The organism is Fulvivirga maritima, from assembly GCF_021389955.1.
Taxonomy (GTDB): Bacteria; Bacteroidota; Bacteroidia; order Cytophagales; family Cyclobacteriaceae; genus Fulvivirga; species Fulvivirga maritima.
Genome location: NZ_CP089980.1, coordinates 6,257,577 through 6,268,855, shown reverse-complemented (window position 1 = coordinate 6,268,855; position 11,279 = coordinate 6,257,577). Strand labels below are relative to the sequence as shown.

The window sequence follows — 11,279 nt, the reverse complement described above, 5'->3', positions numbered from 1 at the left end:
TAAGCTTATTGTGGTGTCAGAAGCAGCTGTTTTTAGATAATATCACAGTTTCTTCCTGAATAGTATAGTCTATGCACAGGGCATGATGCATCACTTTAAGAATACTCTCTAATGTTTCTTTATGAAAAGAACCGCTGAATCTTTGTTGGCCAATTTTGCTGTCAGTGAGCTCTATTTTGACCTTGTACCAGCGCTGAAGTTCAGGAATAATGTCGTTGATAGGTTTATTTTCAAAGACTAGTTTACCTTCTCTCCATATAGCTATATCCTTAAATTTTCCTTGTGTCTTCACTAGATGATTTTTTTTCACTATGGCCATTTCAGATTTTATTAGAATGGCCTTTTGATCAGGGTTTTGATTCACTTCCACTTGTACCTTACCTTTGGATACATTCACTTGTGGAAGCCCTTCTGAGTAGTTTCGAACATTAAATGAGGTACCCAGCACTCTTACCTTCAGATCGGCCGAGGTAATAGTAAATGGTGATTTTTCATTTCTTGTTACTTCAAAAAATGCTTCACCTTTTAACTGGATATTTCTATCGAAAAAGGGTACCTGGTAGGATAAGGAGCTACCGGCATTGATCCACACGTGTGAGCTGTCTGGTAGTACTACTTTTTGTATTTGACCGGCCGGTACAGTTACAGTTTTAGTGTAGGCCTCTATATGATGCTCTTCATTTTTAGGTAGCTTAACCTGAAAAATTATATAAGAGGATATTATAGCTATGATGATGGCAGCGGCACCGAGGTTCCACCATTTCCTAGTTCTTTTTTGTTTCTTAGGTGTATGAGTTTCTTCTGCCCTTCGTTTTTTTTAATCCCTCAAGAAGAAGCTTGCGAGCTCGTGATCTATCATGCGTAGGTAGTTGAGGAGTAGCCTGCCACTGAGCCTTTGCTATTAACCATTTCTTTTTTAAAACCTTATTGGAAGCTATTATGCTTTTAAGTTCTTCTTCCTGAGTTGGAGAAGCTTCACCTGCAAGCAACTTACTTGCCAATTGCCAGAAGATTTCTTCATTCATACTTTTTGCTTTTCAACTATATGACAGGAGCCGAAAGAAAAATCTGCTAGTGGGAAAGAAGATTTTTTAAAAAAATTAATAATAAGCTTGATGTAGCCATAAAAGTGGTAAGATAATGTGCCATACCGTAAATCTGATCTTTATACAAAGCCATATATTTAACTGCCAGCGACATGTGTTTTTGTACTGTTTCTACAGATATTTCCAAAAGCTTTGCTATTTCCTTATAGGCCAGCCCGTCAATTTTATTTAGCCTGAAAACCAATTGTCTTTGTCCGGGCATTTGTGAAATGAGATAGTCTATTTGCTGAAACATTTCATCGAATTGTATATCTCTTTCTGGGTCAGTGCTATAAGGAGTATCTATATTTTTGCTGGAATGAAAACTATATTTTTCTTTATCTAATTTGTTAATAGAAAGATTTTTGGCTGCTGTATATAAATATCCCTTTAAATTTTCAACGTTAATGTTGTAGCGTTTCTCCCATATCCTAATAAAGATATCTGCTACTACCTCTTCTGCGAGCGCCACATTTGTTAGGAAATGAAATGAAATCTCCAGTAGAGAATCATAATATCGATCGAAGAGTATTTGCAAAGCCAGCTCATTATCATTCTTAATGAGGCGCATGAGCTGAGTGTCGTTATAGTGATCGAAGTAAGCTTTCATAAATTCTTGCCCCAAATGAAAATTATATTAAGCAACAATTATAGAGGCTAATCATTATGATTCTGTTAAAAGCTCAGATGAAAATTATTGAATAATTAACGTTGAATATGAAGATGTTATAGGTGTAGTGGACTCTTCTTGCAGCAATTGATCTGACAGAGGCATCAGATATTAAGTGGAGGTTAATTAACTTCGTAGTTCGTTGTCTACGACTACAAACTTTCAATGATCATCTGTGTCTCAGACACGGTATTTAGCCTCAAATCTTTATCGTTTTTAAGTAATCATTGTTTACATTTATTATAGGTTCGCATGAATGACCAAAAGAAATAAGGAATATATGTTTTGCAAGATACTATGCAGGATTATGACGAGTGTTAGAAATAAATGAGAGTAGAAGCTTCTTTCGCCTTGTCAGAGACACTCCTAATCATTAATAAATCCTTAGTCACCCTTCGGTAAGATTAAGGATAGCTAGGTGCCTAAAATGTAAGCCAGACATGTCACCGCTACGCTCAAATATACCCGAGCAGGAGTCGTAGCTAAGAGCAGATTGAACATGAAAATGAGAATAACCTCTATAATCTTTCTAATCACTATGCTGACTTCTTGCAGCGAACATCAAAAAGTCCCAAGAAACCCCTTTACAATTAATAGAAATGTTACTTGCGAAGATCTTACTCTTGAAGGATATCAATGGATGCCAGGAGTTGATGTAATTATCATTGGTAAAAGATTTGGAGATACTTTAGATTATTATCAAATGGAGTATTATGCAGGCTTGGCCTATTTCGATTACCGACACTTAAATAATTTGAATGTAGTAAAGGTTAGTTCTCAAAATGAGGAAAAAGAATTTGTGCCACTTAAGGAAACCCCCGATATCTGTCATGAGTCTTATCCTATTTTGAAAAATATGGTAATTGAAATTGATAAATTTGACACCCTCAAAATCCTTGATCTGATTGATAAGGAAAAATATTCTCTAGAAGAAAAGGCTAAAACGTATGATATTTATCAAGCCGATGTTATTAATAAAATTACTATGGATACTTTTAATATATCAGTTTATGAGCAAGAAGAAAGATACTATTTTTCAAGCTCAATTAGCTTTTATTAGCGAGCTACAATCGAGGTGTGGCTTTGATTAAAATTATATCTCTTGTACCAGGGAGAAAATGCTTTGGAAACTCTTGCCAAACGTTAGAGCAAATGCAAGATGAGTTTTTGAGCGAAATTATGATGTTATTTCCAAATATGGATACCTGTACTACATTCGACTGTGTATATTAACCGTTTGAGTACTGTTGCCAGCGGAGTACCATCTTTTATTTTATATTAATCTCAAACCAATCTTCATTTTTATTAGCTTCTATGGCTTTCTCTTTATAGTCACTTAACTCCCACGGAAAGTCAAGGTTAGATCTCAGCTCTACTTCATCAATAGTACAAAGATGATTCTGTAGTGACGAATTCCTCGGAGTCTCCTGATCGAAAATAAAAGCAAGGGGCTCAATATGTCCATTGCGAAGTTCTACAAGAATTATCTTCCAGTATCCACTAGGGACTTTATGGGGCTCATCAGCGAAGGGTAGAGGTGGCATTTCTCTCTCATACAGAGGGCCGGTCATAATATAAACCACCTTATATTTATTTACCATTTCTCTTACTTTTTCTTCAAGTGCCACCCAGGCTCCTTGATTTAAGTCAGATTTTTGCGGGGTAATATTAGAAAGATAATTAGCCTCATACCAAAAAGGTGAACCGTCTAAGCTGCCTAAGGGCGCTTGGTGTCCACGATCAGTATGAATAGAATCATAGGCCCCTTTATAATCGCCATGGTCGGGGTCTGGTTCAAGGGTCTCAGTAGGATCTAACCAAGGGTCGGCTTTCCAGTTTCGGTTTTTGTTACTGCCAGAAATTATTTCAGGATCTAATCTATAAGCTACCCAGTCGGCAAACTTAGTATCATCATTATTGCTTAAGGCATAGATATCCCGAATAATTAAATCATTGGTTGGTGGAGTTCCATAAGGGTATCCTCCCAGCCAATGCTTGCAGTGGATCTCAGCCCTATGATCCTGAGAAAGCCCCGGGAATGGTAGGAAAAGGAAGAGCAGTAACAGATAAAAGTATTTCATTTAAATATTGATGATAAAAAATAGTACGCTAAAACGGCATGCAAAAGTATACTAGATAATGAAAAAGCATCACTAAAAGCCTCAAGTAATTATTTAGGAGTTTTAAAGTGAAATGAGTAGATTGAATTTAATAAAAGCAACAAGTGAATGTTTGTAAAACAAAAAAAGGTGTAGTGTACTTATGAAAAATGATATGCCTTCGGAGGAAGAGATAGATACTCAGCATCAGTTGATCGGAAAATTCTTTGTTCAATATGAAGAGACAATATCTATTATTCCATTTTTAATTCCGAAGATTATTTTCTCAGATAATAATTTTGGAAAGAACAAAAGAAACATAGAAATTCTTTTAGAAGGCTTAACATCTTCATCTTTACGGACGAAATTTGATGCCTTAATTGCAGACAATTATAGGAGTCAAGAATTGCTAATTAAACTGAACTGTAAGTTATCAAATATAAATGCATCAATCACTGAAATACGAAATTCATTTGCTCACGGTTCATACAGACTAGGATGGTCAGATTTTGATGGAAATTTGAATAAAAATACCTTCAGTTTACGTCACTCTAAATCTACAAAAAAGGGCTTTCAAAAAAGATCTCGAATATACCAAATTGATGAACTTGAGAATCTCTTGAGACAAATGTCGTATTTGAAAAAAGCTTATCAGCAAATTGGAGTAATAATAGGGCTTCTAAATGAGGATATAGAAATTCAACAAAAATTAATTAATCTGGAAGATCATATAAACAATATCGGCCAAATAAATTTCCAGCACATTGATGAACTTAATTAAATAGGTATCTAAAATATTGACCTTTAAAAGTCTCACTAAATGCTCTTCTCTCACTATTCTAATCCCTCCGAAATGAAATATTGATCTGTTTTTAAATATTTAATCACTAGTGTCCGAGAAAAAAGATAGGGGCCTCTGAATAATTTCAAGAGTGCCCCATAATGTGTATTTTCGGTTTACCACAACAAAAAATCACACATGAGTAAAAATACATATTTCTACGGACAGCCAATCTTTTCTCAACTATTATCGCTGATAGATAAATCGGTGTTAAATCAAATAATATCAAAACACCAATCTGACAGATATTACAAGAAATTGAATACTTGGCATCACCTAGTAAGCATGTTATACTGCTGTTTCAGTGGGGCAAGTGCTCTCAGAGAGCTTACTACGGGGCTTTTGGCCTGCCAAAACAAACTGATCCATTTAGGTATTCAATTTATACCCAGACGTTCCACTTTATCAGATAGCAACAAAAAACGCAGTAGTATAGTCTTTGCAGACATTTACATGAAATTGTTTAAAAAGTATCGGCACCTTTTGCCGGACAGCCGCTTGAGAATGGAAGTTCTCAATAAACTTTATATTGTTGATTCAACGATTATTAGTCTGTTTAAAGATATTCTCAAGGTAGCAGGACGCCCTAGAAAAGATGGCAAAAGCAAGGGAGGCATTAAAGCTCATGTAATGATTCATGCGGCAGAATTAATGCCATGTTTAGTACGGTTGACCAAGGGAAGTCAGCATGATCATACATTTTTAAAGCAATTACAACTCCCAGAAGGATCCTATGTGGTGATGGATAAAGGGTATATCGATTATAGACAATACGCACAGTGGAGTCATCAAGGGATATTTTACATTACCAGAATGAAAGAAAATGCCAGATATCAATCAATAGATGAGCTAGAACTGCCTGAAGATAAAGACTTTTGTGTACTTAAGGATGAAAAAGTTGTTATCAGTTTCAAGACTGATGGACAAGTGCAAGAGCTTCAAAATAGAAGAATAGCCTATTATGATGACCTCAATAATAAATTATTAGTGTTTATGACCAATAATATGGAGTTGGAAGCAGCCACAATAGCGGCCATTTATAAATACCGATGGCAGATAGAGCTTTTATTTAAAAAGCTGAAGCAGAACTTTCCTCTCAAATATTTTCTGGGGGACAACCAAAATGCTATTGAGATCCAAATTTGGAGTGCCCTGATCTGTCTATTATTGATGGAAGTAGTCCGAAAACAGATCAAAAAAAGATGGGCCTTTTCTAATATGGTCTCATTGGTAAGGTTTCACTTGATGGCCTATGTTCACCTTACCCGCTTTCTAAACAATCCAGACCTAGAACTTCAAAAAACAATATATAAAACCAATCAATACCCTTTATTTAGTCCATAGAGGGCTCACTTTTCCAGATTAGAAGAAAACCACTTTATTTTTGCTTAGAATCGCTAAAATTTCTTAGACCAGAGTTTAGTCGGACACTAGTGATATTTAATAATAATTCTCTTACCAGTATTTTCGTCCAGACCATTGTTAAAGGAGAAAATCAGGTAATCATACAGGCTGTTCAAAATGGAGCTACTGTAGAACCGGAGATAATTAGAGAATTAAGCAGCACTATCAAAATGAAATAGTTTTCATAAGCTCACTTCGGCAGCCTTTCCTTCACTTATTCTGGTGTTCGTTTTCTTTCATAACTTTGCTCCTGTTGAATTGAAATTCTATGTTTGACACTCTTTTTAAGCATCTGGAGCAAAAGGTAAAGTTAGAAGAACAGGAGAAAGCCTTGATTCCTGTTTTTTTCAAGACTAAAAAACTTAAGAAGAGACAATTTTTGTTTCAAGAGGGGGATTATTGTAAGCAATTGGCCTTTGTTTCTAAGGGCATTGTAAAATCATATACTACTGATGATAAAGGGAATGATCATATCAATTTATTTGGTTGGGAAGGCTGGTGGGTGTCTGATTTTAGAAGTTTCATTTGTAATGAAAAGGCTATTCTGTCTATAGATGCCATTGAAGATAGTGAGCTTTTGCTCATTTCAAAAGACAAGTATGAGCAGCTCTTGGAAGCCGTACCCATTATGGAGCGATATTTCAGAATATTGTACCAAAATAGCCTGGTTACTAAAGATAGAAGACTGATCAGTTCTAACACCTACACCGCAGAGGAGAAGTACAAAGAACTTATTAATACCTACCCGTTTATACAGCAAAAAGTGCCTCAACATCTTATTGCCTCTTATTTGGGAGTAACACCGGAAACCATAAGCCGGATAAAGAAGAACCTGTAAGGAGGTATCTCATAACCTTGATCTAGATCAAGGCATCGCAGGTGGCGGTCTCCTAGCTTTGTTCTTTCTAATAAACGAATAGAGATATGGATAAAATAGCATTAATAGTAGGGGCAAGTGGAATTTCCGGTAACAATCTGGCCAGAGAGCTTCTTTCCAATGGTTGGGAGACTTATGGAATTACCAGAAGTTCTGATACGTTGCTCCCAGGATTAAAAAACATCAAGGCCGATTTGTTAGATCCGAGCTCATTGGAAGTGGCCTTGAAAGATGTAAAACCAACTCATGTGTTCTTCACTGCATGGATGAGGAAAGACACCGAGGCCGAAAATATTAAGGTGAACGGTGCTTTGGTGCGTAACCTTTTGCAAGTATTGTCTCCAAAGAAATCAGTTGAGCATGTGGCCTTAGTTACAGGTTTAAAGCACTATCTGGGGCCCTTTGAGGCTTATGCGCAAGAGGGATTTTTGCCCGAAACGCCGGTAAGGGAAGAGCACCCCAGGCTGGCTATAGATAATTTTTATTATACGCAGGAAGACGAGGTTTTTGAGGCCGCTGAGCGAGATGGCTTTACCTGGAGCGTGCATCGTTCACACACCGTAATAGGAAAAGCGGTAGGCAACCTCATGAATATGGGTACTACTTTGGCTGTGTATGCCAGCATTTGTAAAGAAACGGGTAAGCCTTTTACATGGCCCGGATCAGCTGCGCAGTGGAATGGCATCTCTGATGTTACTGATGCCAGAATATTGGCTAAGCAATTTGTATGGGCAGCCACTACGCCTGAAGCTAAAAATGAAGCCTTTAATATTGTAAATGGCGACGTGTTTCGTTGGAGTTGGCTGTGGAAACAATTGGCAGAGTACTTTGGAGTGGAATACCAAGGGTATGAAGAAAACAATAGCAGTCTGGAAGAAATAATGCAAGGCGATGAAGCAGTCTGGAAAGAAATAGCTGCTAAGTATAATTTGGCTGAATCTGAGCTTAGCCGGCTGGCCTCACCCTGGCATAGTGATCTGGATTTAGGCCGACCTATTGAAGTAATGACAGACATGTCAAAAAGCCGCAAGCTAGGGTTTACGGAGTATCAGGATACCAGAGATTCTTTCTTTGATTTATTTGATCAACTTAAAAAGGAGAACATAATTACTGCTTGATTTTAATATTCAAATGAAATATTATTAGTGTGATGTTATTTGTATAAACTATTTAATTAAATTTAGTTATCGATAAACATTAAAAATTTTTAAATCATGGCATACGTATCAATAGACGGTGTTAGCTACGAAAAGGAGTTACTAGAATTAGCAAAAGCACATACCACAGGAAAAGGCGAAGGTAAGCTTTCAAAAGATGAGGTGGAAGATTTATTTAAGTCCGCAAAAGATGGTCATTCTGTAACTGAAACTGAAAAGCGTACATTGGAGTACATTAGAGGAAATTTTGAGTTTACAGACGCTTCTGCTAAACTTTTTGATGAGTTATTTAAGGGGATTTAAGGTTATACTTCTTCTTTAATTATATTAACAAACTATCATCCATGAGGTGTTAAAGCTATTTTGAATGATATTAGAGACACTTTGTGGAGGATAGTTGTTTTTTATAAGTTATTAAAATGAAAAGCTCAGATGAGCTAAAACTCCCGAGCCAATTTAGAGGGGCCTTAGTGGCACATATCTGTGCTGTATCTTAGTTTGCACTACCTCAGCTTATTCTAATTTGTAAGGTTATAAATACAGTCTATTATCAGCTTTTTGAATATTTCACTTCAGTTGAAATGGGTTGAGTTAATAGACTCATTAATTTCACTAAGGGTTTAGCACATAACTTGTTAGGTCAGAAAAATACCATTAAAATCCACTATCAATCAAATGGAGATAGGTCATCGTTTACTTCTCCGTTTTCCATCATATAACTAGTGAAGTCAGGATAAAAATGGCTCAATTCAAACCTACGATATACATCGGCAAGCGTTACAGTCACTCCACTTTCAAGACTAAAAAACAGGTTAGATATTTCTTGACCTTCATTAGTCACATTCTTAGGAGCGTTATTTAATACGGAGTCAATCAGTTGCTTATTATTAGTTTCTACAGCCTCCAAATATTCAAATAGTGAGGTAGTGTTATTGATTTTAGAGCTTTGTAAGAAGCTATCAATTTTGCTTGCATGTTTTTCTGCAGCAACTAGTTGTATTGATGTTATTTTTTCATGAGGTCCTAATGAAGGGTTGGTGTGTTCTAACTTGATCGAACTAATTTTCATCTGCTATTCTGGTTTCAGTTAATTGAGTAAAAAATGCCGCTTTATTATAAATTATAATCAATGCCATTTAGATAGAAACGTCCAATATACTTGTACAAATCATATTTAAAAAGGAAAACAGGTCTTAGTTATAAGTATTTAATGATTTCGTGTAAACACACTAACTACTCATGGAGTTTGAGATTGATCACGTAACTAATTCTTTTTCTGTTATATTTAAACTTATATCAAATGACTAGAGAAGGACTGGTATATAGGCATATGCGGCTCGGAAACAGATTAATGAAATGGTAGAATTGTTGCAATGCTGAGGGGTAACTAGGAGTTATAGAGCTTTGAATAAGAGAATTGTCATATAAGTCTAATATTGAAAAATGGCCTGTTTTCTGTGCAGTCATGTGTGATTTAAGTTTATCTTACCAAAGATGCTACAGATAGGTGTTTGCTTTCTTTTAGGATTTTTGTGTCTGTAAGGCCGAATGCCACTTTCTTGCCAGTGTCATTACCCCGTAAAATTATGTGAGGGTATGAGGAAATGCGCTATCTTAAGAGGCATATCTAATATAACTGAGCTATTAATATAAAATGATGAAGCTTTTTGGTAGAAGAAAAAAGATTATTCCAACTGATCCCACTCTTAAACCTAGTGAAAGATTTGAAAAACTATTATTGCATACACTGGAAAAAGAAGGATTTAGACATCTTAAATCCAAACATGAGTTTGTGCAGGATTTTGATTATGGAAAACGAATTATAAGTCTGTCATATATTAATTCGTTTGGTTATATATCAATGGTTCAATACTTCATCAAAATAGTGTTTGAAGATTTAGAAAAGGCCTTTAAAAAAGTTTATCCTAACTATGGGTGGACTAATTGGACCATCCACGAGAACCTGCATTGGACTCAGAGTTCTTTGTATGATGAAACGAAAAACGACTATACAGATAGATCTATAAATAAATTGGCAGAAGAGTTTTTCAGTGAAATCAAACCAAAAATTGACTTCACTTTTTCAAGAATTAATGATTACCAGACCTTAAATGAAATTTATAATTCCAAGCCTGATGAGTTTATTGAATATCTACCCATGTCAAGGTTAGAAAAGCGAATAATTAATGGGCTCATTTTAGCTAGGCGTTTCCAACCTTCAAATGTTGAATCCATTCGTGATAAATATTTATTACTTCTGGGTAAATACAATGGGAATGATATTGAAGATATTAGGGCTGAAGTAGAAGATGGGCTTAAGTTTTTAAGTGATAATAAAATCGATTTTCTTAATAATTAGGATAATATGAATAAAGATGAACTCTATGCGCTTAATTTCCTTAGCACTTTGGGTTTGAAGGAGTTGGAGCGTGAACCTTTGGGTGATTCTTCTTTTCCTGATTTTTCAGCCAAGGATAACATTGCAATTGAAGTACGTAGGTTAAATAAGCAGAAAGTAATAGATGGTGATAGAGTACAATTGCCAGAATGTGACAAAAGTATAATAACAAAAATCGTGAGGGATGAGTTAGAAAGATATGAATTCTTAATACCAAACTCAATTTCTGTCACTCTACGATATAAGCGTTTATTTAAGCTAGATAAAAAAGCAAAGAAACATTTCAAAAAGGAATTAAAAAGACAGATAATTAAAACTACCTTATCCAGGAATTTTCAGAATAGCGTACAAATCGTCCCGGGAGTTTCTGTAGTGCTATTTGAAGGTAAGGACACTACAGACTATGCCTATGAACTTAATATTATACATGATTATGATTTAGGTGGAGAGGTTACTAAAAGTCGGTATGAGGCAATGTTGGTGGTTATTAACGAAAAAAATCAAAAGATCTCGAGTCTGAAAGACAGATTTAGTGAATTTTGGTTGATTTTGATTGACTATATTTCCACGAGAGTGGATAAATATACGATAATGGATTTACATAGATATACAGCTATTAAATTTAATTTTAACAGAATTATAATTTTAAGCAGGATCAATAAAAATCAATGGTTGGATTTATTGCAATGCTGAGAGATAAGCAGAGATTATAAGGAGTTAAGAGATTATGATAGATTAATTTATGAGT

General features: G+C 35.4%; 14 protein-coding genes. 9 read left to right on the top strand and 5 right to left on the bottom strand.

Features of this window, described 5'->3' with window-relative positions; translation table 11 throughout:
• Positions 1 to 16: 16 nt before the first annotated feature.
• From LVD15_RS26225 to LVD15_RS26215, 3 genes are all read right to left on the bottom strand, one after another.
• Positions 17 to 667, bottom strand: a complete 651-nt coding sequence (locus tag LVD15_RS26225; protein ID WP_370687438.1) for a FecR family protein — start codon at positions 665 to 667, stop codon at positions 17 to 19.
• Positions 668 to 782: 115 nt separating this feature from the next.
• A complete protein-coding gene (locus tag LVD15_RS26220; RefSeq protein WP_233778148.1) occupies positions 783 to 1,025 on the bottom strand; it encodes a hypothetical protein in 243 nt (80 codons plus the stop codon).
• 46 nt (positions 1,026 to 1,071) lie between these two features.
• Complete coding sequence (locus tag LVD15_RS26215; protein WP_233778147.1) at positions 1,072 to 1,695, bottom strand: RNA polymerase sigma factor; 624 nt, start codon at positions 1,693 to 1,695, stop codon at positions 1,072 to 1,074.
• Positions 1,696 to 2,254: 559 nt separating this feature from the next.
• Here LVD15_RS26215 and LVD15_RS26210 point away from each other — a divergent pair.
• A complete protein-coding gene (locus tag LVD15_RS26210; protein ID WP_233778145.1) occupies positions 2,255 to 2,815 on the top strand; it encodes a hypothetical protein in 561 nt (186 codons plus the stop codon).
• Between the two features lie 208 nt (positions 2,816 to 3,023).
• On the opposite strand, the gene LVD15_RS26205 is transcribed toward LVD15_RS26210, so the two are convergent.
• The gene (locus LVD15_RS26205; protein ID WP_233778144.1) at positions 3,024 to 3,836 is read right to left on the bottom strand and encodes a DNA/RNA non-specific endonuclease; all 813 of its coding nucleotides are present in this window, start codon (positions 3,834 to 3,836) and stop codon (positions 3,024 to 3,026) included.
• A gap of 181 nt (positions 3,837 to 4,017) precedes the next feature.
• Here LVD15_RS26205 and LVD15_RS26200 point away from each other — a divergent pair, with 181 nt between their 5' ends.
• The 6 genes from LVD15_RS26200 to LVD15_RS26175 all read left to right on the top strand — a co-directional run bounded on the left by LVD15_RS26200 (position 4,018) and on the right by LVD15_RS26175 (position 8,436).
• Positions 4,018 to 4,635 carry a hypothetical protein gene (locus LVD15_RS26200; protein WP_233778142.1) on the top strand — a complete coding sequence of 206 codons (618 nt, stop codon included), beginning with the start codon at positions 4,018 to 4,020 and terminating at the stop codon, positions 4,633 to 4,635.
• Positions 4,636 to 4,833: 198 nt separating this feature from the next.
• Positions 4,834 to 6,039, top strand: coding sequence for an IS4 family transposase (locus tag LVD15_RS26195; protein ID WP_233777304.1), 1,206 nt, complete (start codon positions 4,834 to 4,836; stop codon positions 6,037 to 6,039).
• An 89-nt stretch (positions 6,040 to 6,128) separates the two neighbouring features.
• Entirely contained in the window at positions 6,129 to 6,278 is a 150-nt protein-coding gene (locus LVD15_RS26190; RefSeq protein WP_233778141.1) for a hypothetical protein, read from the top strand.
• A gap of 89 nt (positions 6,279 to 6,367) precedes the next feature.
• Positions 6,368 to 6,937: a Crp/Fnr family transcriptional regulator gene (locus LVD15_RS26185; protein WP_233778140.1), complete on the top strand. Its 570-nt coding sequence runs from the start codon at positions 6,368 to 6,370 to the stop codon at positions 6,935 to 6,937.
• 86 nt (positions 6,938 to 7,023) lie between these two features.
• Positions 7,024 to 8,094, top strand: coding sequence for an SDR family oxidoreductase (locus LVD15_RS26180; RefSeq protein ID WP_233778138.1), 1,071 nt, complete (start codon positions 7,024 to 7,026; stop codon positions 8,092 to 8,094).
• A 96-nt stretch (positions 8,095 to 8,190) separates the two neighbouring features.
• Positions 8,191 to 8,436 carry a hypothetical protein gene (locus LVD15_RS26175; protein ID WP_233778137.1) on the top strand — a complete coding sequence of 82 codons (246 nt, stop codon included), beginning with the start codon at positions 8,191 to 8,193 and terminating at the stop codon, positions 8,434 to 8,436.
• Between the two features lie 364 nt (positions 8,437 to 8,800).
• On the opposite strand, the gene LVD15_RS26170 is transcribed toward LVD15_RS26175, so the two are convergent.
• Positions 8,801 to 9,202, bottom strand: a complete 402-nt coding sequence (locus LVD15_RS26170; RefSeq protein ID WP_233778136.1) for a hypothetical protein — start codon at positions 9,200 to 9,202, stop codon at positions 8,801 to 8,803.
• A 585-nt stretch (positions 9,203 to 9,787) separates the two neighbouring features.
• Between LVD15_RS26170 and LVD15_RS26165 the strand changes: the two genes are divergently transcribed.
• Together LVD15_RS26165 and LVD15_RS26160 are read left to right on the top strand one after the other, a co-directional pair.
• Positions 9,788 to 10,492, top strand: a complete 705-nt coding sequence (locus LVD15_RS26165) for a hypothetical protein (RefSeq protein WP_233778134.1) — start codon at positions 9,788 to 9,790, stop codon at positions 10,490 to 10,492.
• A gap of 6 nt (positions 10,493 to 10,498) precedes the next feature.
• Positions 10,499 to 11,224 carry a hypothetical protein gene (locus LVD15_RS26160; protein ID WP_233778133.1) on the top strand — a complete coding sequence of 242 codons (726 nt, stop codon included), beginning with the start codon at positions 10,499 to 10,501 and terminating at the stop codon, positions 11,222 to 11,224.
• Positions 11,225 to 11,279: the final 55 nt, after the last annotated feature.

Coding starts and splice junctions, on each gene's coding strand:
- LVD15_RS26195 (WP_233777304.1), top strand. CDS start 4,834: ATGAGTAAAAATACATATTTCTACGGACAGCCAATCTTTTCTCAACTA.
- LVD15_RS26220 (WP_233778148.1), bottom strand. CDS start 1,025: ATGAATGAAGAAATCTTCTGGCAATTGGCAAGTAAGTTGCTTGCAGGT.
- LVD15_RS26200 (WP_233778142.1), top strand. CDS start 4,018: ATGAAAAATGATATGCCTTCGGAGGAAGAGATAGATACTCAGCATCAG.
- LVD15_RS26160 (WP_233778133.1), top strand. CDS start 10,499: ATGAATAAAGATGAACTCTATGCGCTTAATTTCCTTAGCACTTTGGGT.
- LVD15_RS26210 (WP_233778145.1), top strand. CDS start 2,255: ATGAAAATGAGAATAACCTCTATAATCTTTCTAATCACTATGCTGACT.
- LVD15_RS26165 (WP_233778134.1), top strand. CDS start 9,788: ATGATGAAGCTTTTTGGTAGAAGAAAAAAGATTATTCCAACTGATCCC.
- LVD15_RS26175 (WP_233778137.1), top strand. CDS start 8,191: ATGGCATACGTATCAATAGACGGTGTTAGCTACGAAAAGGAGTTACTA.
- LVD15_RS26170 (WP_233778136.1), bottom strand. CDS start 9,202: ATGAAAATTAGTTCGATCAAGTTAGAACACACCAACCCTTCATTAGGA.
- LVD15_RS26185 (WP_233778140.1), top strand. CDS start 6,368: ATGTTTGACACTCTTTTTAAGCATCTGGAGCAAAAGGTAAAGTTAGAA.
- LVD15_RS26215 (WP_233778147.1), bottom strand. CDS start 1,695: ATGAAAGCTTACTTCGATCACTATAACGACACTCAGCTCATGCGCCTC.
- LVD15_RS26205 (WP_233778144.1), bottom strand. CDS start 3,836: ATGAAATACTTTTATCTGTTACTGCTCTTCCTTTTCCTACCATTCCCG.
- LVD15_RS26180 (WP_233778138.1), top strand. CDS start 7,024: ATGGATAAAATAGCATTAATAGTAGGGGCAAGTGGAATTTCCGGTAAC.